This is a genomic window from Acetobacter oeni (genome assembly GCF_011516825.1).
Classification (GTDB): domain Bacteria; phylum Pseudomonadota; class Alphaproteobacteria; order Acetobacterales; family Acetobacteraceae; genus Acetobacter; species Acetobacter oeni.
Map to the genome: position 1 here is coordinate 75,144 of NZ_WOTA01000004.1, position 25,097 is coordinate 100,240.

At 61.2% G+C, this 25,097-nt stretch carries 21 protein-coding genes; 10 read left to right on the forward strand and 11 right to left on the reverse strand.

All coding sequences use genetic code 11. The features are described from left to right. Positions 1–19: 19 nt before the first annotated feature. The 4 genes from GOB90_RS03905 to GOB90_RS03920 form a co-directional block, all read right to left on the reverse strand. Entirely contained in the window at positions 20–409 is a 390-nt protein-coding gene (locus GOB90_RS03905; RefSeq protein WP_206752465.1) for a hypothetical protein, read from the reverse strand. Continuing rightward, on the reverse strand, positions 409–1,491 hold the full coding sequence (locus GOB90_RS03910) for a glycosyltransferase family 4 protein (RefSeq protein ID WP_146885949.1): 1,083 nt from the start codon (positions 1,489–1,491) through the stop codon (positions 409–411). Before GOB90_RS03910 ends, GOB90_RS03905 begins: the two co-directional genes overlap by 1 nt. Beyond that, positions 1,491–3,701: a GumC family protein gene (locus tag GOB90_RS03915; protein WP_146885951.1), complete on the reverse strand. Its 2,211-nt coding sequence runs from the start codon at positions 3,699–3,701 to the stop codon at positions 1,491–1,493. Before GOB90_RS03915 ends, GOB90_RS03910 begins: the two co-directional genes overlap by 1 nt. Positions 3,702–3,805: 104 nt before the next feature. Continuing rightward, positions 3,806–4,474: a sugar transferase gene (locus GOB90_RS03920; RefSeq protein WP_146885953.1), complete on the reverse strand. Its 669-nt coding sequence runs from the start codon at positions 4,472–4,474 to the stop codon at positions 3,806–3,808. 453 nt (positions 4,475–4,927) lie between these two features. Here GOB90_RS03920 and GOB90_RS03925 point away from each other — a divergent pair, with 453 nt between their 5' ends. From GOB90_RS03925 to GOB90_RS03945, 5 genes are all read left to right on the forward strand, one after another. Then, positions 4,928–6,256, forward strand: coding sequence for an outer membrane beta-barrel protein (locus GOB90_RS03925; protein ID WP_242011774.1), 1,329 nt, complete (start codon positions 4,928–4,930; stop codon positions 6,254–6,256). Positions 6,257–6,406: 150 nt separating this feature from the next. Further along, positions 6,407–6,994: a polysaccharide biosynthesis/export family protein gene (locus tag GOB90_RS03930; protein WP_146885955.1), complete on the forward strand. Its 588-nt coding sequence runs from the start codon at positions 6,407–6,409 to the stop codon at positions 6,992–6,994. Between the two features lie 523 nt (positions 6,995–7,517). Continuing rightward, entirely contained in the window at positions 7,518–8,702 is a 1,185-nt protein-coding gene (locus GOB90_RS03935; protein WP_261765913.1) for a glycosyltransferase, read from the forward strand. A 28-nt stretch (positions 8,703–8,730) separates the two neighbouring features. After that, the gene (locus GOB90_RS03940) at positions 8,731–10,149 is read left to right on the forward strand and encodes a hypothetical protein (RefSeq protein ID WP_146885957.1); all 1,419 of its coding nucleotides are present in this window, start codon (positions 8,731–8,733) and stop codon (positions 10,147–10,149) included. Further along, a complete protein-coding gene (locus GOB90_RS03945) occupies positions 10,146–10,721 on the forward strand; it encodes a phosphatase PAP2 family protein (RefSeq protein WP_146885959.1) in 576 nt (191 codons plus the stop codon). The genes GOB90_RS03940 and GOB90_RS03945 overlap by 4 nt, the downstream gene beginning before the upstream one ends. Before the next feature lie 25 nt (positions 10,722–10,746). Here GOB90_RS03945 and GOB90_RS03950 read toward each other — a convergent pair whose 3' ends face one another. Together GOB90_RS03950 and GOB90_RS03955 are read right to left on the reverse strand one after the other, a co-directional pair. After that, entirely contained in the window at positions 10,747–12,246 is a 1,500-nt protein-coding gene (locus GOB90_RS03950) for a carboxypeptidase M32 (protein WP_173571910.1), read from the reverse strand. A gap of 36 nt (positions 12,247–12,282) precedes the next feature. Then, a complete protein-coding gene (locus GOB90_RS03955) occupies positions 12,283–14,019 on the reverse strand; it encodes a SulP family inorganic anion transporter (protein ID WP_146885961.1) in 1,737 nt (578 codons plus the stop codon). Between the two features lie 48 nt (positions 14,020–14,067). On the opposite strand from GOB90_RS03955, the gene GOB90_RS03960 reads away from it, so the two are divergent. Further along, positions 14,068–14,535, forward strand: coding sequence for an NUDIX hydrolase (locus GOB90_RS03960; protein WP_146885963.1), 468 nt, complete (start codon positions 14,068–14,070; stop codon positions 14,533–14,535). Positions 14,536–14,564: 29 nt separating this feature from the next. Then, positions 14,565–15,422, forward strand: a complete 858-nt coding sequence (mazG, locus tag GOB90_RS03965; protein ID WP_146885965.1) for a nucleoside triphosphate pyrophosphohydrolase — start codon at positions 14,565–14,567, stop codon at positions 15,420–15,422. A 126-nt stretch (positions 15,423–15,548) separates the two neighbouring features. On the opposite strand, the gene GOB90_RS03970 is transcribed toward mazG, so the two are convergent. Then, complete coding sequence (locus GOB90_RS03970) at positions 15,549–16,328, reverse strand: SDR family NAD(P)-dependent oxidoreductase (protein WP_146885967.1); 780 nt, start codon at positions 16,326–16,328, stop codon at positions 15,549–15,551. Positions 16,329–16,447: 119 nt separating this feature from the next. Between GOB90_RS03970 and GOB90_RS03975 the strand changes: the two genes are divergently transcribed. Beyond that, on the forward strand, positions 16,448–17,170 hold the full coding sequence (locus GOB90_RS03975; RefSeq protein WP_146885969.1) for a GNAT family N-acetyltransferase: 723 nt from the start codon (positions 16,448–16,450) through the stop codon (positions 17,168–17,170). Between the two features lie 8 nt (positions 17,171–17,178). On the opposite strand, the gene GOB90_RS03980 is transcribed toward GOB90_RS03975, so the two are convergent. After that, positions 17,179–19,065, reverse strand: coding sequence for a tetratricopeptide repeat protein (locus tag GOB90_RS03980; protein WP_242011789.1), 1,887 nt, complete (start codon positions 19,063–19,065; stop codon positions 17,179–17,181). A gap of 126 nt (positions 19,066–19,191) precedes the next feature. Between GOB90_RS03980 and GOB90_RS03985 the strand changes: the two genes are divergently transcribed. After that, a complete protein-coding gene (locus GOB90_RS03985) occupies positions 19,192–20,340 on the forward strand; it encodes an acyltransferase family protein (RefSeq protein WP_146885971.1) in 1,149 nt (382 codons plus the stop codon). A 77-nt stretch (positions 20,341–20,417) separates the two neighbouring features. Then, entirely contained in the window at positions 20,418–22,088 is a 1,671-nt protein-coding gene (locus tag GOB90_RS03990) for an NAD(P)/FAD-dependent oxidoreductase (RefSeq protein WP_146885973.1), read from the forward strand. A 13-nt stretch (positions 22,089–22,101) separates the two neighbouring features. Here GOB90_RS03990 and GOB90_RS03995 read toward each other — a convergent pair whose 3' ends face one another. The 3 genes from GOB90_RS03995 to purE all read right to left on the reverse strand — a co-directional run bounded on the left by GOB90_RS03995 (position 22,102) and on the right by purE (position 25,044). Then, the gene (locus GOB90_RS03995) at positions 22,102–23,133 is read right to left on the reverse strand and encodes an NAD(P)H-quinone oxidoreductase (protein ID WP_242011775.1); all 1,032 of its coding nucleotides are present in this window, start codon (positions 23,131–23,133) and stop codon (positions 22,102–22,104) included. Positions 23,134–23,327: 194 nt separating this feature from the next. After that, a complete protein-coding gene (locus GOB90_RS04000; protein WP_146885975.1) occupies positions 23,328–24,482 on the reverse strand; it encodes a 5-(carboxyamino)imidazole ribonucleotide synthase in 1,155 nt (384 codons plus the stop codon). 10 nt (positions 24,483–24,492) lie between these two features. Beyond that, positions 24,493–25,044, reverse strand: a complete 552-nt coding sequence (gene purE, locus GOB90_RS04005) for a 5-(carboxyamino)imidazole ribonucleotide mutase (RefSeq protein ID WP_146885978.1) — start codon at positions 25,042–25,044, stop codon at positions 24,493–24,495. Positions 25,045–25,097 lie beyond the last annotated feature (53 nt).

Below are 25,097 nucleotides of genomic sequence, written 5' to 3' on the forward strand. Positions count from 1 at the left end.
CACCACGCGGGAAGTCCGGTCAGAAAATACCCGGGTCGCGAATCCTCAGAGCATCTTTCGATGCCCTGGTCACCAGCGCGGCCCGGGCCGCTTCCGACGCCGCGGCATTCCGAAACACCCTGCAATGAGGCGCGCTCATGATCAGATGCGTGCCAAACCGCGCATTCACTGTCTGCGCGAAATGCCCGCTGAGCGAACCGACCACAGCAGGGGAGGCACTGTGTAGCGTGCGCGGCGCGGTCAGATAAAACTCGCCACGCTCACCGTTCGAGGCCGAACACCACGCCGTTATCCCGGCAGAAGGCGTTTCCATCACATCGTCCGAAAAATCCTGGGCGACGACAGGACGTGAAACACAAAGCAGGATGAGAGCAGCGGCACCGCCCCACAGACAAACGCGACGTCTCATCATGCAACTCCGGCCCCTTCTGTCAGCGCCAGCAAAGCCCGTGCCGCCCTGTCCCATGTATACAGTGCGGCACGGGCAAACCCCTGCTCGCGAAGCTGCGCGCTCAGACCCGGCTCATCAAGAACGCGCTGCACACCAGCCATAATGTCGTTCTCATCCGCCGGATCTGCGTAGCACGCCGCGTCGCCACAAACTTCCTGCAAAGCCGGAATCGACGATGCCACAACCGGACATCCGCAGGCCATGGCTTCCAGAGCAGGCAACCCAAATCCTTCGTAAAGAGAAGGAAAAACAAAGCACGATGCTGCCTGATACAGCGCATGCAACTGCCCGTCCGTGACCCGTCCGACATACAGCGCCGGGTGCGGAAGCACAGCCGCCGCCCCGAAAACAGACGGATTGGCGCCGCCGCTGATCACAAGGGGAATCCCACGCTCATCCAGCGCCCTGGCCAGCGTGGACAATGCCCGAAGATTCTTGTGCGGCGCCAGATTCCCGACCGCGAGAACAAACCGCTGCCCTGTCAGATGATGCTGATCCAGAATCGACGTATCAGCCGGTGTCTGCCGGATATGCTCCCCGCCCTCGGGAATAACGCTGATCCGGTCAGCACTGATGCCGAGATGGCGGGCGATCTCACGTTGAGAAAACCTCGAAACAGTGACAAAGCGCGCCCCTGTCCGGCAGAGCACCATCTGCAAAATCTTATACCACAGACGGAACTTCCACGAATAACCCTGCGGCTGAGCGAAGACAGCCGCGTCATGCAGCACAACAAACTGCCTGCGCACGAAAAGCGGCGCTGTATTCCCAAGGTTAAGCAGAACGCGCTTTCCGGCCAGTCGCGGCAGATCGATCTGCTCCCAGAGCTGCCCCTTCAGCCGCCCGGCCTGCTCCACAGCAAACCCGAATCCATCGCTTTCCGTAAGCCGGCCCGGCGGGGCCAGGAGGCGAGGGGAGGGGGCGCCTTCCGGCCATATCCGCGCCAGCGCACGGGTGATTTCACCGGCAAAGCGCTGAACCCCACTGAGCGACTGCACAGTAAAACGTCCGTTGATGACCAGGCCGGAAGAGGTCGTCATCAGGAGGCCAGTAACCCATAATGCTGATAAATCTGAATCGGACGGGCTGAAACACCGTCCGGCCCGCGCAGCGGGGCCTGCGTCAGCACACCGCCCAGAACACGCGCATCATACGTTTCCATCTGCCGCATGGCTTCTTTCATTGCTGCGACCGTGGTCACTCCCCACTTCGCGACAAGCACGACACCATCCGTCTCATGTGACAGAACCGCCGCATCGGGAAAGGCCAGCACAGGGGGGGTATCAAGCACGATCATATCGTAATGCGGACTTAGTTCAGTCAGAATGAGCTGGATCACCGAGGGCGACACCATCCGGTCAGTCGGTGATTTCCATCCCGCAATGGTCAGAACATCCACCCCGGGCAGAACGTCACGCGCGAGCTGGTTTTCATCAAAGGTCACCGGAAGACGGCTTTCCCGGTCGCGCCCAGGTGTCCGGTTGAGCACTTCCAGCGCCGAAGGACCTCGTGTGTCACAATCAATTACAAGAGCTTTTTTGCCCGCCCGTCCCGTATTTCCGGCCAGCGACAGCGCAAAGATCGTTTTACCTTCATCAGGACCGGGTGATGTGACCACAACGGTCTTCGCCCTGAACCGGTTCTGACCAAATGAGAGAATCGTCCGGATCGACTCGACCATTTCAAGATAAATGGACTGCGCCGGAATCCGATAGAGATTTATCAGTCTCCCGGTGAAGACCGGCAGCAGCCCGAGTGTATGAAGCCCCGGCACCGAATCCATTTCGGAGGGGCTGCGAATCCCCTGCCGCGTGCGATCAAGCATCAGAGCGGTCCCAACGCCGACAACCCCCGCAAACAGCAACGCGATCGCCATGTACTGCGTGCGGGGAGGCCCTGAAACACCGAGCGGCGACTCCGCCCGGGCGATCAGCTCCGCATCCGGTTCCTGAAGAGTCGCCTCGGTGGAGGTCTGCGCAAAGCGGCCAAGATAGTCCTGATAGACCGCCCGGGCCGCGTTCGCTTCGCTCTCAAGCTGTTTCAGCGTGACATTCGCCTCATTTTCCTGGCCGACCCGGGTCTCAAGACGGGCTACCTCCGCAGTCAGTTCCGCAACACGGGTTTCAGCGCTTTGAAGGTCTTTGTCGCTGCTGCTTGAAATCCGGCCCATGGTAATGGCGATCTGCTGATGCACATGAGCCGCCGCGGCACGCGCCGCGAGGAGCTCCGGATTTGCGTCCCCCGCGGTGCTGGCGATACTGGCCACATGCGCATTCAGCTGCGCTTCCTGAGCCTGAAGCTGTTGAATAACAGGAGAGGACAGAGCATTGGTCGTGCTGGCTGCTCCGCCCTGTTCCCGCATCTGACTCGCACGGGAGCGCTTCTCATCCAGATCTGCCTGAGCCCGGATCAGTTCCCGGTTCGTTTCCACCAGCTGCTGGTCAGCGACCGTGATACCACCATCCTGCGTGCTCGATGATCCCGAATGCTCCATCTGCGCGGAAATAAGGCCGTTTTTCTCCCGATATTCCTCAGCCGCCTGCTCAGCTTTGCGAAGCCTTTCCTTCAATGGAATGATCTGTTCATCAAGCAGCCCGTTTGCACGCCATGTGGCGTCAATTTTCATATGCCGTTTGAAATCCAGAAAGACATCCGCATAGGTGTTCGCAATCGCCTGACTAAGTTCAGGGCGATTGGTCCGGGCCGTGATCGTGATGATGTAAGAGCGACCGTCATTGAGTATGGTCACGTGATTCATCAGGATATCCCGCGCAACCTGGAGACGCTCGGCCGGCGTAAGCGGCTTCGTCGCAGGCAGGCTGCCCAGTTTTGCCTGAAACCACCTGATAATGCGGGCTTTGAGCGGCACAGAATCCGTAAGCCTGCGGATATACGGGTCGTTCACGAGATCAAGACGCCCGGCCACGGAAATCGCAGTCGCCGGACTTTTCAGGATGCCAACTTCGGTATTGACCGCAACCGTATCGACATCCAGCGAGGACTGCGTCGCCTGCAGGTCCCGAAACTGAGCCTGATGCGTCCCGACAATCAGCGAGGCGGACGAGTCATAATAGGGCGTCATCATCACTATGCCGGCACATGCCGGCACACCTGCGACGAGAAATACAATCAGGACCGCAAGCCAGTGCCTGCGCACAACCGCAAAAATTTTCCATGGCGAGACGTGTGACGGATCCTGACTCTCCTGCTGGGGAGGGCCGTTGAACGCAGACAACTGAACGGCATTCATCAGAAAATTTCCATACGACAGACAGTGATGAAGGGGATCATATCTCCGGATGTCGTATCACGATGAAAAAAGACAACCACACAGTCTCTCCCGCAGGAGGCCCTTTATCTGGCACCTCTCTGCGAAAGAACAGCAGGCAGCGTACGAACCAGGATAACCAGATCCAGCCACAGACTCCATTCGCGCACATAACGCGTATCAAGGGCTACCCTGTCATCGTAACTGGTGTCGCTTCTGCCACTGATCTGCCACAGACCGGTAATTCCCGGACGCACAGTTTCATAATAATACAAATTCTGTCCGTAATATCTAAGTTCTTCCTGAACAACAGGGCGAGGTCCGACAAGACTCATTTCGGCACACAAAACATTCAGAAGCTGAGGCAGTTCGTCAAGACTTGTGCGTCTCAGGAATTTGCCAATCCGTGTGACCCTCGGATCTCTGGTCAGCTTTCTGGAAGCAAGCCATTCCCTGGCCGCTTCCGGGTTCGAAGCAAGATGTTCGGCGAGCACCTGATCAGAATTTGACAACATTGTCCGAAATTTGAGACAAGAGAAAGGAACGCCATGCTGGCCGATCCGGCGGTGCTTATAAAAACCGGGACCACCATCGTGGCGAACCAGAAGCCATATGATTGCGAAGACAGGGAAAGTGACGAAAATCAGCAGCGCCGCGCTCGTAACATCCAGGATCGTTTTTACAAGATGCGCTTTGCCTGACACGAACACCGGCTTCAGTGGCTCTGCCTCGCCTGCAGCAGAAAGATTTTCCATGGATAAGCAGGGCTCCGGGGTTGCCTGTCTGCTTCCGAATACAGACGGTTCAACCGGCACGCCCCTTTTTACTGCCCCGGACAATGATGCACGCATTAACTAACCTCCGGACGCAGATAGCGCAGTCCATAGATTTAAATAGATCGAAAATACCGTATTTCCAGCAAATCTGATGCCGATATTGCCATTCGCAGGGCTCTCAGAAGTCTGATCGCGCCTTAACCACTGCCCTGCAAAACCTGACAATGATCTCATACGCCGAAGCTTTAACATGAAAATGCCAGAATACACAATTAATGCTTTGACGTGCCTAAAATAGTTAAAATACCATTAATTTACGCGACTCTCGTTTTGTAATGGACTCCCGGTCAGACGCTGCGCTAATCCGGCGGCTGCCGCATTACTCAGGAATAATCCCGGCCTGTGACTGAATTAAAAGGAGACCGGCCCGGCATGACTGGACGCATGTCAATATTCTGCCGGGTTGTCGGGGTAACAGCACTGTCATTTCCCCTGAGCGCTTATGCTCAGGTCGTGGACCAGTATTTACCGGCGATGGGGACGGGAGCCGGAGAACTGAGCGAAGAGCCCGCTCAGGTTCGCGCGCTTGAATCATATCAGCCTCTCGGCGCACGATGGGGACCTCTCTCTGTGCAGGCCGACGGCGGTGAAAGCATCGGCTACAGCAGTAATGTCGATCTGCTGCCTCAAAACCGACACGCCAGCCCGACTGTGGAGACAACCGGGCATGTCGGAGCTGTCGCGCTTTTCGAACACAATAATCAGGTACATGCTGATCTCAGCGTGGACGATACGCGCTATACATCACGCTCGCTCCAGAACAGAACGAACTGGACCGGAAGCGCGGGCACGACGCATTATTTCGGACGCGATGAACTGGGAGTCGCATTCACTCATCTGACTCTTGTTCAGATGCCGACCGAATCGGGCGCGCTCATTCTGGTCGGACCGGTTCCCTATAATCTCGACGACGGGCGGATCAGCTATCTCGTGCGCACGCACGGACGATTGAGTTTCCTGCCGGAATTCAATGTCCAGCATTATTACTTTGGAAAACCGACTTACACTGGCGGCGTATCGCCATTTCAAGATCAGTCATACCGGGATCGCGTTATTATAAATGAAGAGCTCACCGCCCGTTATGAGCTTCTGAAAAACAGTAACCTGCTGCTGCTCGGAAGAGGCACAGAAATCCGGTACAGTAATGACAATCAGGGATATCCAACCCGAAACTCCAACGGTTTTTCAGTTCTTGGCGGGTACGATTCCAATGAGGCCGGTCCGATCAGATTTCGCGCTGTCGTCGGCTATCAGCTACGAACCTATGCTGCGGCACTATATCCAAAGGTCACATCGCCGATTGCCGAAGCATCGCTGCGATGGGAGCCGACACGTCTGACCTCTGCGGTCCTGAGCGTGACACACGGCATTGAAGACTCGGCGTTCGATGCCGTGCTCGGTTACACCAACACGCAGGCAAAGCTCGTCGTGACCCATGCGTTCGCGCGAAATATCGTATTCGGATTTCATGGCGTGGTGATGCAGGCAAATTATCCTTCGACCTCATCCGCTCTGGCCGGAACATCGATTGCTCAGCAGGCCCACGAACAGGATATGTACGGGTTCGGAATTAACGGGACGATGTACCTGAATCGCCACCTGTCTCTCAGCCTGGCATATGACTATTCCAGTGAGAGCGCCTATCTTGGCCCGATGTTTCCGGTGCATTACGTACAGGTCGGGGTTCACTTTGCGCTATAGAACTGTAGCCACGACACCTGTAACAGCGCTGCCAGCTTTCCGAAGCACAGCCAGAAAAAGCAGACAGTCGGCTTTCAGCCTCTCCCCGATGACGTGGCAGTCAGGTAAAGCGGGCAGATCGTTATTAACGCCGGGGACAGGATTTTAAGTATGGCGTCGTCGCATTTCAGTTTTCGCCGGATGGCGCGCCCGACAGCGCTTATGGGCTGCCTGGCGCTCTCTCTCGCCGCCTGCGCGGACGGGTCAGGCCTCAGCCCGGTTCCGCCTTACGATCCAGGACAGTATAAGCTCGGCATTGATGACCAGCTCCGCGTCATGACCTACGGGCAGGACCAGCTGACGTCTGATTTTCGCATCGACAGCAATGGCAAGGTTGCCTTTCCGCTGACAGACGGCCTCCAGGCCGCAGGCCTGACGACAAAGGAATTTGCTGACGAAGTCCGCGAGGCTCTTGAAAAATCTCGCATGCTGCGTGATCCGAAAGTGTCCGTGGAAATCACGGCCTATCGAATGATCTCAGTTCTCGGCGAAGTCGCCCGTCCGGGCGAGTATCCTTATCAGCCCGGCATGACAATGCTGACCGCGATTGCTGCAGCCGGCGGGTTTACATATCGCTCATTGGAAAGTCGTGCCTACGTCGTTCGCCAGGAAGGCGACCACACAGTTGTCGGTAAGCTGAAACCTCAGGATTACGTAAAGCCTGGTGACGTTTTGAAAATCTATGAGCGCCACTTTTAAGAAAGCGTCGGTTCAGGAAAATACACTCAGGTCCGCAAATACAGTAAAACTGCGCGGACCAGTATTGATCTCCGAATCCCGTCCGCCTGTGAAGCCGTTGTGTTCACCGGATTCCGTTAAAGGGTTATCATCGAAAAACACTGATACCGGCAGCAATGACGGAAGCCCATATCGCAGCCCCCAGAGCGGCAGCCAGCATGATGCCACGTGCCGGGCCCGCAGGATTGTCCGCTATAACAGGGGTAACCCTGTCAGGAGTGCTGTCCTGAGAGAGAGGGCATACCGGATTCATTGCGCGCATAACGTGAACACTTCTCTGGTGGTTTCCTGGATTGTCGGCAATAATCGTTAATAGCGTCCTAACAGATATGTGTTTGCCGGAACCGAAGCCGTGAAACACCACGCGTATCCGGCCGGGGTCGCCATGACACTCAGGCTGCCGATCAGCGACGAGAGTTACTGCATGTCAATGCAGGTCATGACGCAGGTGAAAAATTGCGGAAAGCCGCGGGAGAGTAATTGAGTGAAAGCGGAAACGGCCGGCAGGGAACTGAAAGTCGCCATCGCCCATGAATGGCTTGAGCATTACGCAGGGTCAGAACGAGTCGTGGGTGAACTACTGAAGATTTTTCCGCAGGCAAAGGTCTTCGCTGTCGTCGATTTCCTGCCGAAGTCCGATAGAGCCTTTCTCGGCGGCCGCAAAGTCACGACAACGTTTATCCAGAAACTTCCCTTCGCGCGACGTTATTTCCGGCACTACCTCGGGCTTATGCCGTTCGCTGTCGAGCAACTGGATCTGGCAGGGTTCGATGTGGTCTTTTCCAGCCATCACGCCGTGGCAAAAGGGATCATCACCGGGCCTGACCAGCTTCATATCAGCTATGTTCATTCCCCCATGCGCTACGCCTGGGACATGCAGTCATCCTATCTCCGGCAGAGTGGCCTTGAAACCGGGCTGAAAGGATTGCTCGCCCGCTGGCAGCTGCACCGGCTTCGTAACTGGGACGTGCGCACAGCCGCCGGTGTCGACGCATTCATCGCGAATTCCGCTTATATCGCCCGCCGTATCCGCAAAGTGTATCGGCGCGACGCCACCGTCATTCACCCGCCCGTGGACGTTCACACATTTTTCCCCGCGCAAAATGCCCCGGAACGCAGTTGCTACGTGATCGTCGCGCGACAGGTGCCTTACAAGCGTGTCGATCTGGTCGTGGAGGCTTTCCGGCGCATGCCCGACCGCAAGCTCATCGTCGCCGGCGATGGCCCGGAACATGAAAAAATCGTCGCACTCGCAGCAGACGCTCCCAACATCACGCTGCGCGGCAAAGTCTCCGATTCTGAATTTCTGACGCTGATGCAGCAGGCAAGAGCGTTCGTGTTTGCCGCCGAAGAAGATTTCGGCATTACCCTCGTTGAAGCGCAGGCCTGCGGCACACCGCTCATAGTCTACGGACGCGGCGGCGCCCTGGACATCGTGCGCGGAAAAAACCATACCGATGAGCCAACCGGCGTGCTGTTCGGAGAACAGAGTGCCACCTCCATCATCGAAGCAGTCAACCGCTTCGAAACAATCCGGGATCGGATAACGCCGGAGAACTGCCGTGCCAATGCAATGAGATTTTCCGAAGAGGCCTTTCAGAACCGTATCGAAGGCCTCGTCACGCGTCTGCTCGAAGAGGAAATCCCGGAAGCAGAGCTACAGGCATGATACGAAGGCCGGCAGAAAGGCGGAACTGATGTCACTTCCGCTCATGGGCATCATTCTGTTTCCGCTCTGTCTCATCTTCTGGATGAAACCCGCCCGTCTTCTTGAAATCCTGCTCATCGCCGGCATTTTTCCGGCCGCCTCGGCCCTTACACTCGGCGGACTGGCCGTCCAGCCCTCTCTCGTCCCCGGACTGGCCTTCCTGTCCTACTTCTTCCTGCAAAAACTGCTCGGAGCAAAATATCCAGGCGAGACAGACGTCATGCGCTTATGCATGCCGATGATTTTCGCCACCGCCTGGGCGCTTTTCGGCTCAATTGCGATGCCACGCCTGTTTCACAATCAGGTCCTTGTCTGGCCGCAAAAACAGGACGCTGTCGGCGCACAGACTCTCCTCGCCCCCAGCTTCGGCAACATCACCCAGGACATCTATCTTTTCCTGAACGTGCTTTTAATGGTGTGTGCGGCACAATATCTCACGCGATACCAGGTCAGGCTCTCCCGACTGTATTACGCCTACCTGATCGCCGGCTGGATGGTCGTCTTTCTCTGCGTCTGGCAGTTCGCCTCCCGTACCGCAGGCGTTCCGTTCCCGAAAACCTTCCTCTACTCCAATACCGGGTGGGCCGTCCTCGACAGCCAGGTCGCCGGTCCCGTACCCAGAATCAATGCCAGTTTTTCAGAACCTGCAGCCTGCGCTACCTATCTCGTCGGTGTGCTGTTCTCCACAGTGTGGGTCACGCTCAAGGGATATCGGGTCCCCCGCATGAAACCGCTGATCGCCGCCTCCGCACTGAGCATTTGCCTCACCACGTCTACTACAGGATTCGCCACCGTCGCTGCCGGCGCCCTGCTGCTTCCCATCATGGTCATCGTCACCGGCGCATCGCGACTGCTCGGGCGCCTCGGACAACTGGGCATGATCGCCGCCGTGCTGCTCGGCATCGGAGGCCTCGTCGTGGCAACTTTCGTGCCGAAAGTCGTGACCGCCGCTCAGAACGTCGCTGCCGGAACCGCCGAAAAGAAAGACAGCGCCTCTTATAAGGAGCGCAGTCAGGCCGATGCCGACTCCCTCACCGAATTTTTCCAGACCTACGGGCTCGGCGTCGGCTGGGGAAGCAACAGATCATCGAGCCTCATTCCCGGCCTCCTCGCCACCGTAGGCATTATCGGCGTGGCGGGGCTGATGATGTTCGACTGGCGGGTCGTTCGCGCCGCCGGGCAGGCCATGCAAATGGCCCCGGGCTCAGCCGACTGCCTCGTCATCGAAGGTATGCTGGCAGCCGTGCTCGGACGCCTGATCGCCGCCATCATGTCGGCGCCGACAATCGGAATGCCTGATTTTTACGTCATGATCGGTACCGTGATCGCCGCCATCACACGTATCCGCCTGGCAGCCCGCAACACGCGCCAGAGCACCGCGCCATCCGCCGGACCCACCGCCGTATGATCGGAACGTTTACTGACTTCGCCGATCAGAGCATCCTGCTTCCCATCGAAATCGTGGTTTTCCTCTCCCTCTCGCTCTCTGGCCGCAAACGCGACGCTGCTGCCTGGGGGCTGGCCATGCTCTCAGGGTGCGTGGCCATCGTCTGCCTGAAACTCTGGTTCGAACGCTGCGGAATCCCGCATCATCACCGCTTCCTCTACAGCCCGAGCGGACATTCCATGGGCGGAACCATGGTCTATGGCGGCCTGCTCGCCCTGTTCTGTCGCCGGACGGCCCTGTTCCTCGCCGGAACCGTCGCCCTCGCCGTCGCCTTCTCCGCCTCGCGGGTTCTGCTGGGCGCGCATACGATGCCCGAAGTGATCACAGGCGCAACCGTGGGATTCTGCGTTGCCTGCGCCCTCAGATTCGCGCTCGGCCCCCGGCAGACCATCGGACTGCGAACACACACCACTCTGATCACACTGGCGCTCGTCTGCGCCATCGGGTTCGGCCTGCACGGATATCGTCTCGGTTGTGAAGTCTGGATTCAGGAGGCCGCCCGCCGGATGCTCGGCTCAGTTCTCTGCCACTAATCAGCCTCTGAATCCCGGCAGGACTTCAGCCCGCATCCTCCAGATAACGCCGGCGCACATGCGCCAGATAACTCTCCGCGCCCAGCGGACGGCCCGTCGCATCCTCCACAATCCGCACCGTCGAAGCACTGCTCGCCCGCTGATGCACAGCCTGCCGTAGCCACGTCACCAGCGGGCCGAAATCACCCTGCCTGATCGTCCCGGCAAGCCCCGGAACCGCCGCTCCCGCCGCCTCGAAGAACTGCGCCGCTGCCAGCGCCCCCAGCGCGTAACAGGGAAAATAACCCCACAGACCAAGCGGCCAGTGAATATCCTGCAAACATCCCCGCCGGTCATCCGGAACGTCCAGACCCAGCAGATCCTTCACACGGGCATTGAACGCCTCGGGCAGATCCCGCAACGAAAGCCGTCCTTCGATCATCGCGGTCTCAAGCTCATAACGCGTGATGATATGCGCCGGATACGTCACCTCATCGGCATCCACCCGGATAAAGCCCGGCTCAACCCGCGTCATATGACGATAAAGAGCCCCGGAACTCCAGTCCCCGCCATCATCGAACGCACCCGCCATCACCGGCGCCGCATACTCCGCAAACGCCCGCGACCGCACCACCTGCATCTCGATCAGCAGCGACTGACTCTCGTGCAACGTCATCCCGCGCGCCCGTCCCACCGGCTGATTCAGCCACGCCGCAGGCAATCCCTGCTCGTAAAGCGCATGCCCCGTTTCATGCATGACGCCCAGAAACGCCGGCAAAAAATCGCTCTCATCATAGCGCGTCGTAATCCGGACATCGTTCGTCGCCCCGCCACAGAACGGATGCGCGCTCACATCCAGCCGACCCCGCATCATATCGAACCCGGCGCGCCCCATCATCATGCGGCCCAGCCCTTCCTGCCGGGCAACAGGGAAGGGGCCTCTGCCGACAGAAGCCGGAACGGCCCCGGATGCCTGCCGCTCAAGCACCTGCGTCAGAAGCGGCGGCAGGTCCCGCGCCAGCGTCGCAAAAACCGGCGCAATGGTCGCCTGCCGCATCCCCGGATCAAATCCGTCCAGCAGCGCATCGTAAGGTGACAGCCCGAGTACCCCGCCAACCGCCTGTGCGCTCTCGCGCGTCAGATCCAGCACCACCTGAAGATCAGGACGCAGTGCCGCGAAATCGCTCTCTTCCCGCGCGGCCCGCCATGCCATCTCCGACCGTGAACACGCCTTCGACAGCGCCTCGACCAGAGCACCCGGAACCGCGACCGCCCGCATGTGAAGACGCCGCATCTCAGCAAGATTCGCCTCCCGCCACAGATCGCCCCCGGCATCCGCCTCTGCCAGCAGATCCGCCACCGCCGGTGCCGTCAGCAACTCATGCCGCAGCCCCTCCAGTGTCGCCACCCCGCTGCCACGCCGGTCAACCGCGCCAGAAGGCATCATCACATCCCGGTCCCAGGACAGAATGCCCAGCGCATCGTCCAGCGCGGATAACCGGCTGAAAAGACGTTCAGCAGTGTCATAGGCGGTCAGTGCGGTCATGATCGGTCCTGTAAAGCCGGAGAATGAAAAACGAGCTTACCCGACAGAAGGGGGCGGCGGGAGTGGCGGCTGATGCGTCCCGTTAATCACCGCCCGCGCCGCGTTCACCGCCTTGTGCAGCGTCGGAAAAAAATGCTGCGGCTCCAGCACCGTCGTAATCCGATGCCGCGTCATATCCGCCATCAGATAAGGACTGACCCGCCCGAACCAGACCGAAATGCCCCGGTCCTTCAGGCCGGACAGCAGCCCCCGCAACGCCTCCGCCGCCGAATAATCGATGTCCGTCATCGCACTGGCATCCACAACAATGCAGCGGACCGGGTCAGGCGCATGGTCGATCAGCGTGGTAATATCCGCTTCAAACCGTATGCAGTTCGCATAAAAAAGATCAGCGCTGAAACGATAGATCAGAAGCCCGGGCTCCGTCTCCTCGCCTGGGGCAACCGGATCGGCTTCAAACCCGCGCGAATCCTGTTCCTGACGCAGAACCGTCGTATGCGGCTCATAGCTGTGCCGCACATGCCGGAACAGCGACAGAGCAATGGCCAGAAAAATCCCCTGCTGAACCCCGATCCCCACAACCGCCGCCGCCGTGACAAGCGCCAGCCGGAACTCACCGGGACTCTCCGGACGAATCGCCCGGATCGTCCGCACATCAATCATATCGACCGCTACCAGAAAGACGACCGCCGACAGAACGCAGCGCGGCAGATACTCCAGCGGCCCGGTCAGAAACAGCAGCACCCCGAAAGCCACCGCCGCGAACGTCACCTGTGCAAGCTGACTCCGCGCCCCGGATCGCACCGCCATCGCCGTCTGCGTCGGGCTGCCGTTCACCGTGAACGTGCCGCTGACCGCCGCCGCCAGATTGGCCGCGCTCAGCCCGAGAATATCCGCGTTCGCATCGGTTTTCTCATGAAACACACCGGCAAAACTGCGCGATGTCGCAATGCTCTGCGCAATGATCACAAACACGCACGACGCCGCCGCCGGCAACAGCACCACCGTCTTGTCCCAGCCGATAAACGGAAGATGAATATCCGGCAGTCCGCCCGCCACCGGCCCGATCGTCGCAACGCCCTGAGAGCCGAGATAGAGCACCCGGCTCGCAATAATCGACGCCACAACAACCAGTAACGGCACCGGCACCCGCGGCAGAAAACGACGCCCCGCCACAAGACTCAGCACCGTCAGCAGAGCAATCCCCGCCGTCAGCTCATGCAGATGCGTGACGTTCTTCAGCATCTCAAACAGAATCACCACCGGATTGCGGGACGCCGTGGCAATCCCCAGCATCTCCGGCAGCATCGTCACCGAAACCTGAATTCCGACCCCGGCCAGAAACCCGGCCAGAACTGTCCGCGACAGAAAATCAGCCAGAAACCCCAGCCGGAACAGCCGTCCGACCAGCAGAAACGCCGCGCAGAGCAACGCCACCACACTGACCATCTGCACATATTGCGGCGATCCGGGAGCCGCCAGCGGCGCCAGCGCACTCGCCAGAATGGCCGCCGTGGCGGAATCGGCGGCCACGACAAGATGTTTCGAAGACCCGAGCAGCGCAAAGGCGAGGGGAGGGAGCAGAACCGTATAAAGCCCCGTCACCGCTGGCATGCCGGCAATCCGCGTGTAACCCAGAACCTGCGGGATGTTGACGGAAGCCAGCGTAATCCCTGCCAGAACGTCCCGGCAGACTGCCGTCACTGACCGGCGTGGTGATGCAGGCGGGGTGGTCACGCGGGCAGGCCTCGTTTTAAGTTGCGGATGTGGCATCCGGTCACAGTGTAACGAAACAAACATAAAAGTCCGAACGGCAGGTTCATGACCGAACGTATCATCCGCATTGCAACAGCCCTGATCCGCGATGCAGACGGAAAAATACTGCTCGTCCGCAAACGCGGCACGCGGGCCTTCATGCAGCCCGGCGGCAAAATCGATCCCGGCGAAACCCCGCTCCAGGCCCTGCTGCGCGAACTGCAGGAAGAAATCGCCCTGCACCTGAAACCCGCCGACCTCGTCGATCTCGGAACCTTCGCTGCCCCGGCCGCGAATGAGCCCGGCTTTACCGTCGAAGCCGCCCTGTTCGCCGTCACCCGCACCGTCAGCCCCTCCGTTCAGGCCGAAATCGAGGAAGCAGCCTGGGTCGATCCCGCCGATCCCGGAACCATCGTGCTCGCCCCGCTGACCCGCGACTACGTGCTCCCGCTCTGCGCGGCCCTGAACGCGGAAGGCCCGATGGCCGAAACCGACTGCGGCGACGTCCTGACCCGCCTGCAAAACCCGCTGTAAATCCCGCCACCTGCTCCGGAGTCCGCCCGATGACCTTCCCCGCGACACCCACCGACGAACTCAGCAACGCCGCCGCCGAAGAGGCCGCGCGCGAACTCGTCCGTCTCATCGACGTCATGGCCAGACTCCGCGATCCTGAAACCGGCTGCCCCTGGGACCGCGAACAGACACCCGAAACCATAGCGCCATACGCCATCGAGGAAGCCTATGAAGTCGCCGACGCCATCGACCGCGGCGCATGGGATGACGTCGCCGACGAACTCGGAGACCTCCTGCTCCAGGTTGTCTATCAGGCCCGTATGGCCGAAGAAGAAGGCCGCTTCGCCTTCGCCACCGTCGCCCGTATGATCGCCGACAAGATGATCCGCCGCCACCCGCACGTCTTCGCCGACGAAACCCGCACAACCAGCGGCAGCGCCGGCATGCTGCAACAATGGGAAGCCCGTAAGGAACAGGAACGCATCGCCCGCGCCGAAAGCGGCGCCCTCGCCGGCGTGCCCCGCTCCCTGCCAGCCCTGCTGCGCGCCCGGAAAATAGCCGCCCGCGCCGCCCGCGTGGGCTTCGACTGGCCGGATGTCGAAGGCGTCGTCGAAAAAGTCCGTGAAGAACTCAGCGAAGTCGAAGCCGAAATCCGGTCCGGAGACCGCGCCGCCCTGCAGGACGAAATGGGCGATCTCCTCTTCTCCGTCGCCACCCTGGCCCGCCGCCTCGACCTCGACCCCGAAGCCTGCCTGAGACAGGCGACCGACAAATTCACCCGCCGCTTCAATGCCCTTGAAGCCATCCTCGCCTCGCGTGGCTTCACTCCCTCCGATCAGTCCGTCGAAGAACTCGATCAGGTCTGGCGGGACGTGAAAAAACGTGATGCAAAATCAAAGGGTCTCTGAAACTCAGGAACAGGACGCAACCATCGCCCGTCCGGCGGGGATCACAAATCACCCGCGTGCCCCGCCGGCAGAAAAGCCAGCGCGTCTGTTTATCAAAACCGCCGTCAAAACCACGAACCACCCCGATCACATCGTCGAATTAAACGCCCCGCCATCCAGCAGCACATTCTGCGCCACCATAAACCCGGCATGCTCGCTGCACAGAAACGCCGCCGTCGCGCCAAAATCCCCCGGTCGCCCGATATGCCCGGCCGGAACACTCTTCGCGAGTTCCCGCTCCGCTTCCTCCACACTGATCCCGAGCCGGTCTGCGTCCTTCCCGATCCGCCCTTTCAGACGATCCGTCTTATGCATCCCGGGCAACAGATTATTGATAATCACCCCATCCGACGCCGCCTGTCGCGCCGTCCCCGCCACAAATCCCGTCAGCCCGCAACGCGCCGCGTTGGAAAGACCAAGATCCGGAATAGGGTTTTTCACCGCCGCCGACGTAATGTTGACGACCCGCCCCCATTTCCGCCCGATCATCCCCGGCAGCACACTCTTCATCATCATAATCGGCGTCAGCATGTTCCCGTTGATCGCCGCCAGCCAGTCCGCTTCATCCCAGTCCGACCACACACCGGAAGGCGGCCCGCCCGCATTGTTGATGAGAATATCAGGCGCCGGCTCCGCTTCCAGCACCGCCTGGCGCCCCTCCCGCGTGGTGATGTCCGCCGCCACAACTTTCACCTCAACGCCATAACAGATCGTCAGACGGTCCGCCGCATCCTGCAATACCTCCGCATTACGGGCATTGATCGTCAGATGAACACCCGCCGCCGCAAGATGCTCCGCAACGGCATAGCCAAGGCCCTTCGAGGCAGCGCACACAATCGCCCTGCGATCGGCAATTCCAAGATCCATCGAAAATCTCCCGTTTTTCTCATAACGATACCGGCGCGGCAGAGTTGACCCGAACCATGTCCGACGCAAGGATCGACGTCAGTGCGAGCCAGCCAGATTCACAGGACATCCCCACGCCGATGACTGAAAGAAACGATACCCCCGGTCACCCGCTGGATCGCCCCGTCTGGTTCGCACTCAACGGATGCCAGGCCGGACTCGCCATCCATGCACCGGGCGCCCTGCGCTTCGATCCCGCGATCAGCCCGCTCGCAGCGGCAAAAAATGCCGCATCGCTGACCGGACTCCGCAATCTTGCCTGTGAGAACGAGGAGCTCTGGCAACTGGAAAAAGATCCCGGACCCGTTCCTCCGGGTATGAGCCTGGTCCGCGAAGCCATCTGCGTGCAGATGACGGCTCACACCCTGACCGCCTCCACAAAGTCGTTCCACGCCACCCCGCTCGGCGCGGACGACGCTGAAGACATGTTGGCCCTCGCAACCCTCACAGCCCCCGGCCCGTTCCGAAAAGATACTTACCGAATCGGCAGGTTTATCGGCATCCGCGAGAACGGCCGACTTATCGCCATGGCCGGCGAGCGCACAAAGCCAGACCATTTCACAGAAATCAGCGGCGTCTGCACCCATCCCGCTTTCCGGGGACGCGGCTATGCCGGGTTTCTGATGCGCGAAGTCGCGTCAGCCATCCTGGCCCGGGGCAAAACGCCGTTCCTGCATTGTTACGCCAGCAATCACGGCGCAATCGCTCTTTATGAATCCCTGGGATTCCGCACATTCCAGTCCGTCACCGCCCGAATCATCCGTCGCGACACAGACCCGGTTCCCGTTCCGGAAGAACCATAACCCGCATTTCACCCCAGACCCGTCGCCCGAAGCGCCTCCGCAACATCCCCGATCGGCGCCGCCCACGCCACATCCGGCAGGTCCGGCGCCCGCTGATCGAACAGCCTGACTCCCGGATACCAGAGACTGCGCGGCTCACCACCCGGCCCGGAGCACCGGTTTCCCGACGTCCAGCGCCAGTCTCCCCCGAAACGGTTCAGAAGCCACACCGGCCGCCCCACAGCGCCCGCCAGATGAGCCATCGCCGTATCGACACTGATAATCAGATCAAGCTCCGCCATCACCCCGGCCGTCGTCGCCATGTCGCCATCCGGTAAAGGCTCGAACCCGTCAGGCGTTTTCCCGGGTTGCAGCGAAACCCACCGGATACCCGGCACCTCCAGAACCGGCGCGAAAGCATCAAGCGGCACCGACCGCCGCCGGTCGAAACGATACGTCGCACTCCCCGCATAACAGAGCCCCACCCGGAGCCCCGGATGAAGCCGGTTCGCCACACCCGCTTCCCGTGACCGAAGATACGGCGCGAAAGAGGGCGGAGCCGCATCCCCAAGCAAAAAAGGCAGACTAAGAAGTGATGCTTTTGCACCGCATCCGTCCGCCGCATCACTTTCGGTCACGATCAGCCGCCCGGATCGGAAATAGTCTTTCCACACAGGAAGACTCTGCGATTCTACAACCAGACGGGCGAGGGAAGGCGGCACAACAAGACACACCGGAGCCCGTTCCGCCACAAACGGCACATAACGCAGAAACTGAATGAAATCGCCAAGACCCTGCTCGCCGCAAAGCAGAACACGTCCCTCCGCCTCCCGGCCGTCCCAGTCCGGCAGATCCGCCCGCGGCAACGGCCCGAGCACCGCCCGCCGCGCCTCGAAATCCCGCCACCCGTCCGCGAACCGCCCTTCCGCCAGCGCAACCGTCCCCCGGTTGAACCGCGCCCGCTCCGCATCCATCGTTCCCGGCGCCACCGCTATTACCCGATCAAACAACGTCTCCGCAGCCCGTCGCCGGCCAAGCTCGTTCAGCAGCGTCCCGCGATTCAGCGCCACCCGCGCATCATCCGGCCGAAGCCGCGCCGCCTCAGAAAATGCCAGATCAGCACGCGTCAGATCGCCAAGAGCCATCTCCGTCAGACCCAGATTATTCAGCGTCTCCGCCGTCGGCGCCCCCAGCAGAACCGCCCGGTCCAGCTCCGTCTTCGCCTCATCCAGCCGCCCGTCGCCGAACAGAACCGCCCCGTGATTGGCCGCCGCCGCAGGATCGTCCGGCAGAATGTCCCGGATCTCAGCCGAATGACGCACCGCTTCGTCAACTGCCCCGACACGCGCCAGAAGCCCCACCTGGTGCTGTCGCAGAACGACATCGTCCTTCGCCGCCAGCCGCCGCCCGTCCGCCAGCACCTTCAGCGCCTCTTCAATCCGGCCCCGTCGCTCAAGAAACCGGGCCAGAACCAGCCGTAATCCGGCCTCAAGCGGCCGTAGCCGGGTCGCCTCCCGCAATTCCGCTTCTGCCTCATCACATCGTCCCAGAGCCTCCAGCGCCTCACCATACGCCAGCCGCGCCTCCGGCAGATCCGGCGCCCCGAGCACCGCGACATGCAACGCGCCCCTAGCCGGTTCCGCATGACCCAGCGCCAGAAGCGACAGCCCCAGCGTGATATGAAACTCCGGACGCGGATCGGACCGGGCCGCCTGACCGGCAAACCCCGCAGCAAGATCGTACCGCCCCAGCGCATGCGCCGCCCGGGCCAGCGCATGCAGCACCACCGGATCGTCCGGTGCCCCGGCACGCAGCGCGAGCAGGTCCGCGAAAGCCGCCTGCGCCTCGCCACGCTCCAGCCGGCCCAGCGCGTCCAGCACACGCGCTTTCATGCCATTTCCACCCGACCGTGTCATCACGATATCTCCCGCTTCGCAGCCATGGTCATAAGAGGCGAGGGGCCATCCGCAAAGTTCCCGGCGCCACAGTCCGGCCCGATTTTCAATGCACTAAAAGAATGAAAACCATTTTCCGGAGCCCGCATGATGACGATGTCAGCCACCCCCGGACGCAACGCCGGCATCGATGTCCTGCGCGGCCTGTCCATCGTCCTCGTGGTCATCCATCATATGGCCATCCGCATCCCGCTGGCCCGGACCGGCCTCGCGGATATCCTGCCGCTTCCCGTGCTGAACGCCCTTGCCCGGAACGGTCAGACAGCCGTCACCATGTTCTTCGTGATCTCCGGCTTCCTCATTACCGGCACAACCCTCCGCCGATGGGGGAGCCTGTCCGCCGTCAGCCCCGTCGCCTTCTCGCGCCGCCGCGCCGCGCGGATCATGCCCTGTCTGCTCGTCCTCATCGTTCTGCTGAGCATCCTGGATCTGCTCCACATCCCGGATTACACCATCACCCACAAGGACCAGACGCTTCCCCGCGCCATCTTTTCCGCCTTCGCCATGCACCTCAACTGGTACGAAGCGCGAACCGGTTATCTCCCGGGCGGCTGGGACGTGCTCTGGTCCCTGTCCATCGAAGAACTGTTTTACTGCCTCTTCCCCGTCGCCTGCCTCACCGGCGCCTGGTTCCCGCGTCTGCTGCCCGCCTTCTGCGCCGCTCTCGCCCTGTCCCTTCCGATCCTTCTGAACAGCCTCAGCTCCGCCTCCGAAATCTGGCAGGACAAAGCTTATCTTCCCGGCATGGCCACCATCGCCACCGGCATCTGCGCCGCCCTCATCGCCAGCAGAATGTCCCCGGAAACAGGGCGCCAGCTCCGGGCGCCCCTCGGCATCATCGGCTCACTCACCCTCGCCGTCTGCCTGATCTGGCATCACACTCTCTGGGTTGCCCTGGGCAACAGCATCTCCCTGCTGCTGACTTTCTCCGTCGCCGCCCTGCTCATCGCCTTCCATCAGGGGTGGGTCGAAAACCGCATCGGACGCGGAACCGGCTGGCTCCGCTCGTTCGGAAAAATGAGCTACGAAGTCTATCTCTCTCACATGTTCATCGTGTTTCCGGCCATTGCCCTGTTTCATCGCACGGGAGGCGACATACGCACAGGCTGGCTCTGGTTCATCCCGGTTCTGGCGCTCTCCTGGTGCCTCGGGCGCGCTGTGTATCTCGGCTTGTCCCGTCCCGCCGATAAATGGTTTCTGAAACAGGCCCGTCCGGTCATCCACGCGCCTGCCTGAGCCGCCATGCCGGGTCGCGGTGACCGCTCCGGCATGATATGCAGCGGCCGCCCACGGACGACTTCAAGGACCACGTCATGATCCGACTGACAGAACTCAGACTGCCTCTGGATCATGTCCCGGAGGCGCTCCCCGAAGCCATTGCCACCCGTCTCGGCATCCCACCCGAAAATCTGCGCGGCTTTACAATCGCCCGACGCGGCTACGACGCCCGCAAACGCGGACGGATCAGCCTGGTCTACAATGTGGACTGCGATGTCACGGACGAAGCCGCGCTCCTCGCCCGCTGCGCCGGCGATCAGCGTATTCGCCCCACACCCGACACCACCTACCGTTTCCCCGGCGCCGATGGCTCTGTCCTGGCCCGCTCACCCGGCTTCATCCGTCCGGTCGTGATCGGCGCCGGCCCCTGCGGCCTGATGGCGGCCCTCATCCTCGCACAGGCCGGTCTCCGTCCCCTGATCCTGGAACGCGGCAAGGAAGTCCGCGAACGCACCGTCGATACCTTCGCCCTCTGGCGCAAATCCATCCTCACCCCGGAGAGCAATGTCCAGTTCGGAGAAGGCGGGGCAGGGACCTTCTCAGACGGAAAACTCTACAGCCAGGTCAGCGACCCCCGACACCTGGGCCGAAAAGTGCTGGAGGAATTTGTCCGGGCCGGCGCCCCCGAAGAAATCCTCTACGTCTCCAAACCCCATATCGGCACCTTCCGGCTCGTCTCCATGGTCGAGCATATCCGGCGCGAAATCGAAGCCGCCGGCGGCGAATACCGCTTCGGCGCCCGCGTGGAAGACCTCCTGCTCGACAGCGCCCGCCACGTCCGGGGCGTCCGCCTCGCTTCCGGAGAGGACATCGCCGCCTCTCACGTCATCCTCGCCGTCGGCCACAGCGCCCGCGATACCTTCGCCACACTCCATGACCAGGGCGTCGCCATGCAGCCCAAACCCTTCTCGATCGGCGTCCGCATCGAACACCCGCAATCCCTGATCGATGCCGAACGCTTCGGCCCGCAGGCAGGAACCGAAATCCTCGGCGCGGCGGATTACAAACTCGTCCACCACGCCACAAACGGACGCGGCGTCTACTCTTTCTGCATGTGCCCCGGCGGCACCGTCGTCGCCGCCACCTCCGAAACCGGACAGGTCGTCACCAATGGTATGAGCCAGTATTCCCGCGCCGAACGAAACGCGAATGCCGGCATCGTCGTCGAACTGAGGCCCGGCGAGGACTATCCGAACACCCCCCTCGGTGGCATCGCCTTCCAGCGCCACTGGGAACGACAGGCCTTTCTTGCAGGCGGCAGCATCTATAACGCCCCCGCCCAGCGTGTCGGAGATTTCCTCGCGGGCCGCCCCTCAACCCATCTCGGCGACGTCCTCCCGTCCTACCGCCCCGGCGTCACCCCCACGGACCTCGCAACCTGCCTGCCGGATTTCGTCACCGAGGCCATCCGCGAGGCCCTTCCTGCCTTCGCACGAAAACTTCACGCCTTCGCTCTCGAAGACGCCGTCCTCACAGGTGTCGAAACCCGCACCTCGTCGCCACTCCGCATCGCCCGCGAACCCGATGGCGCAAGCCCGAACACTCCCGGCCTCTACCCGGCAGGCGAGGGAGCCGGATACGCGGGCGGCATCCTGTCCGCCGCCATCGATGGCATCCGTATAGCCGAAGCCGTCGCCCTCTCCCTGTCCGGCCAGAAAGCAACCGGCCTCCTGCGCGGCTCAGCAGGGCTCGAACAGGCCGGCTGAAGACGCCCGTCTGTCAGCCGGCGGTCTGAGCGTGAGACAGAACGATCTTCCCCGAATGCGATCCGGATTCCATCATCTCATGGGCCGCCACAACCTCACCAAACGAAAAAACCTTGTGAATTAAAGGTGAGATTTCCCCGGACGCCAGCTTCGGCCAGACATGCTCCAGAAGCTCCGCCGCAACCCGCGCCTTATACGCCGAGCTCTGCGGACGAAGCGTCGTCCCTTTTATCGTAAGATTTCGCGTCAGAATGCGGGCGACATTCACATCCTTCGCCTTAGCGCCGGATTGCAGCGCGATAACGATCAGACGCCCTTTTACGGCAAGACACCGGAGATTCCGGTCCAGATAATCTCCGCCCAGAATGTCGAGAACAACCTCCACACCGTTTCCGCCCGTCAACTCCTTCACTCTTTCGACAAAATCTTCCTCGCGATAATCAATCGCTGTCGCCCCGAGCTTCTCACAAAGCTGACATTTCTCCGGACTTCCCGCCGTGGCGTAAGGCACCGCCCCGAACACCTTCGCCAGCTGGATCGCCGCCGTTCCTATCCCTCCGGCCCCGCCGTGAATAAGAACCCGCTCTCCGGATTGCAGCCCCGCCGCGATAAACAGGTTCGACCAGACCGTGAAAAAGGTCTCCGGCAACGCCGCCGCCCGAACTGCGTCAAAACCCTCCGGCCACGGAAGACACTGACCGGCCGGTACCGCGCAATACTCCGCATAGCCGCCACCATTCGTCAGAGCGCAGACCCGCGACCCCACCGCCGGAAACCGCACGCCCGCAACCGCCGGCCCCGCCGCAACAACTGTTCCCGCAACCTCAAGACCCAGTAACGGGCTCGCCCCAGGCGGCGGCGGATACAGCCCCTTGCGCTGCATGAGATCAGGCCGGTTTACTCCGCTCGCGGCAACCCGGATGAGAACCTCTCCCGCCTGCGGCGACGGAACCGGAACCGGTGCCAGATGCAGCACGGAAGGCGCTCCGGGTTCGTCAAAAACCACAGCCTGCATGACCAAAGGTAAAGCCGTTTGTTCCGACATCTCAGTCATCCTCCCCGCCACCCGGTCCGGCGCAACTCCAGGCCGCACGCGCAATACGATGTGATTCAGAGACCACGCGAACATCTCTCAGATGCCCGGACGTCTCCGTTGCGTGGCATAGCCTATCTCACTTTATTCAAAGACCACGATCAAAGAAAAATGACCGGAGGCACCCGCCGGAAAAACGCAGCGGTTCAGTCAGCCTTACAGGACACAAGATCCGCAACAGGCTCGGCCAGAGGACCAAGAGCCGCACGCATCCCGAACTCACCCGGCAGCGCTCCACGCGCAAACAGCACATTCACATGCCCCATTTTACGCCCTTTCCGGGCTTCCCGCTTACCGTAAAGATGTGGAATCAGCCCCGGCGCGCCGGTAATCTCCGGCCACAGCGCCATATCGTCCGGCCCGACCAGATTCTTCATCACCGCATCCGAATGCCGCACAGGCTCCGGCAGGGGCAGCCCCGCCACCGCCCGGATATGCATCTCAAACTGGTCAAAAGGACAGGCATCCATCGTCCAGTGCCCGGAATTGTGAGGGCGTGGCGCAATCTCGTTCACGAGAACCTCGCCACCGCGCCCGATAAACATCTCCACACCCAGAATCCCGATCAGATCCAGCCCCACAGCAATACGCCGCGCGGTTTCCCGTGCCTTTGCGGCAAGCGCCGGCTCAATCCGGGCCGGCGCAAAACTCAGATCCAGAATCCCGTCCCGGTGACGGTTCTCGGTGACATCGAAACAGCGCACCGTCCCGTCCTGCCCGCGCGCCACCATCACGCTGACTTCCATGCCGAAATCAACCAGCGCCTCCGCAACCAGCGGCTTCGGCGCCAGCGCCTCAAACGCAGCTTCAAGCCCGGCAGCCCCGGTCACGCGCCGCTGCCCCTTGCCGTCATAGCCCAGCCGCGTGGTCTTCAGAATAAACGGATACCCGAGCGCATCGGCCGCTTTCCCGAGACTCTCCCGGTCCGTCACCAGCCGCCACGGCGCGACATCAACCCCGATCGATTCCAGAAAAGTCTTTTCCTGCTCACGATCCTGACTGATCCGCAGAACATGGCCCGACGGATGCACCGGGCGCAGCTCCGAAAGAAGATCAAGCCCCTCAGCCGGAATATTCTCAAACTCAAAGGTGATAACGTCCACGGCTTCGGCAAAGCGCCTCAGAACAGCAGGGTCGTTATACGCACCCACCGTCACCGCGTGCGAAACCTGCGCCCCCGGATCATCCGGCCCGTGCGCCAGAATATGCGACCGGAAGCCCAGCCGCGCCGCCGCCATGGCCGACATGCGACCAAGCTGCCCGCCACCGACAATGCCGATCACTGCATTGGGTGAAAGCATGCCGCCGTCCTTATTCTTCCGGTTCATCGCGCACGGAGGCCGTCTGAAGAGCGCGCCACGTATCAAGCCGGGCCGCCAGATCCGCATCAGTCAGCGCCAGGATCGACGCCGCAAGAAGAGCCGCGTTGATCGCCCCGGCTTTCCCGATCGCAAGCGTCCCCACAGGCACGCCGCCCGGCATCTGAACGATCGAAAGCAGGCTGTCCATGCCCTTCAGCGCCTTCGATTCAACCGGCACACCCAGCACCGGCAGCCGCGTCCAGGCCGCACACATGCCCGGCAAATGCGCGGCCCCGCCAGCCCCGGCGATAATCACCGACAGTCCGCGCTCGACAGCCGTCCTCGCATACTCAGCCAGCCGGTCCGGCGTGCGATGCGCCGAAACGATCCGCGCCTCGAACGAAACCTCCAGCGTGGTCAGCATGTCAGTCGCATGACGCATGGTTTCCCAGTCCGACTGGCTGCCCATAATCACGCCGACACGGGCCGAGCCTCTGTCTTCGGCAGCGGCTTCCACATCGCCATTCGGTGCGGTCAGAGGCGCGTTTTCAATATCATTCATTACTCAGCGGTTCCCCCGAAAGCTCGCCGAGCTCCCGGGCCTTTCAGGTTTCA

Bases quoted from the DNA above. Each gene is read 5' to 3' on its own strand.
- GOB90_RS03915 (WP_146885951.1), bottom strand. From the start codon at position 3,701: ATGAATGCCGTTCAGTTGTCTGCGTTCAACGGCCCTCCCCAGCAGGAG.
- mazG (WP_146885965.1), top strand. From the start codon at position 14,565: ATGACCTTCCCCGCGACACCCACCGACGAACTCAGCAACGCCGCCGCC.
- GOB90_RS03995 (WP_242011775.1), bottom strand. From the start codon at position 23,133: ATGTCGGAACAAACGGCTTTACCTTTGGTCATGCAGGCTGTGGTTTTT.
- GOB90_RS03975 (WP_146885969.1), top strand. From the start codon at position 16,448: ATGACTGAAAGAAACGATACCCCCGGTCACCCGCTGGATCGCCCCGTC.
- purE (WP_146885978.1), bottom strand. From the start codon at position 25,044: ATGAATGATATTGAAAACGCGCCTCTGACCGCACCGAATGGCGATGTG.
- GOB90_RS03945 (WP_146885959.1), top strand. From the start codon at position 10,146: ATGATCGGAACGTTTACTGACTTCGCCGATCAGAGCATCCTGCTTCCC.
- GOB90_RS03985 (WP_146885971.1), top strand. From the start codon at position 19,192: ATGATGACGATGTCAGCCACCCCCGGACGCAACGCCGGCATCGATGTC.
- GOB90_RS03930 (WP_146885955.1), top strand. From the start codon at position 6,407: ATGGCGTCGTCGCATTTCAGTTTTCGCCGGATGGCGCGCCCGACAGCG.
- GOB90_RS03955 (WP_146885961.1), bottom strand. From the start codon at position 14,019: ATGCCACATCCGCAACTTAAAACGAGGCCTGCCCGCGTGACCACCCCG.
- GOB90_RS03905 (WP_206752465.1), bottom strand. From the start codon at position 409: ATGAGACGTCGCGTTTGTCTGTGGGGCGGTGCCGCTGCTCTCATCCTG.
- GOB90_RS04000 (WP_146885975.1), bottom strand. From the start codon at position 24,482: ATGCTTTCACCCAATGCAGTGATCGGCATTGTCGGTGGCGGGCAGCTT.
- GOB90_RS03925 (WP_242011774.1), top strand. From the start codon at position 4,928: ATGACTGGACGCATGTCAATATTCTGCCGGGTTGTCGGGGTAACAGCA.
- GOB90_RS03920 (WP_146885953.1), bottom strand. From the start codon at position 4,474: ATGGAAAATCTTTCTGCTGCAGGCGAGGCAGAGCCACTGAAGCCGGTG.
- GOB90_RS03940 (WP_146885957.1), top strand. From the start codon at position 8,731: ATGTCACTTCCGCTCATGGGCATCATTCTGTTTCCGCTCTGTCTCATC.
- GOB90_RS03960 (WP_146885963.1), top strand. From the start codon at position 14,068: ATGACCGAACGTATCATCCGCATTGCAACAGCCCTGATCCGCGATGCA.
- GOB90_RS03950 (WP_173571910.1), bottom strand. From the start codon at position 12,246: ATGACCGCACTGACCGCCTATGACACTGCTGAACGTCTTTTCAGCCGG.
- GOB90_RS03970 (WP_146885967.1), bottom strand. From the start codon at position 16,328: ATGGATCTTGGAATTGCCGATCGCAGGGCGATTGTGTGCGCTGCCTCG.
- GOB90_RS03980 (WP_242011789.1), bottom strand. From the start codon at position 19,065: ATGACACGGTCGGGTGGAAATGGCATGAAAGCGCGTGTGCTGGACGCG.
- GOB90_RS03990 (WP_146885973.1), top strand. From the start codon at position 20,418: ATGATCCGACTGACAGAACTCAGACTGCCTCTGGATCATGTCCCGGAG.
- GOB90_RS03910 (WP_146885949.1), bottom strand. From the start codon at position 1,491: ATGACGACCTCTTCCGGCCTGGTCATCAACGGACGTTTTACTGTGCAG.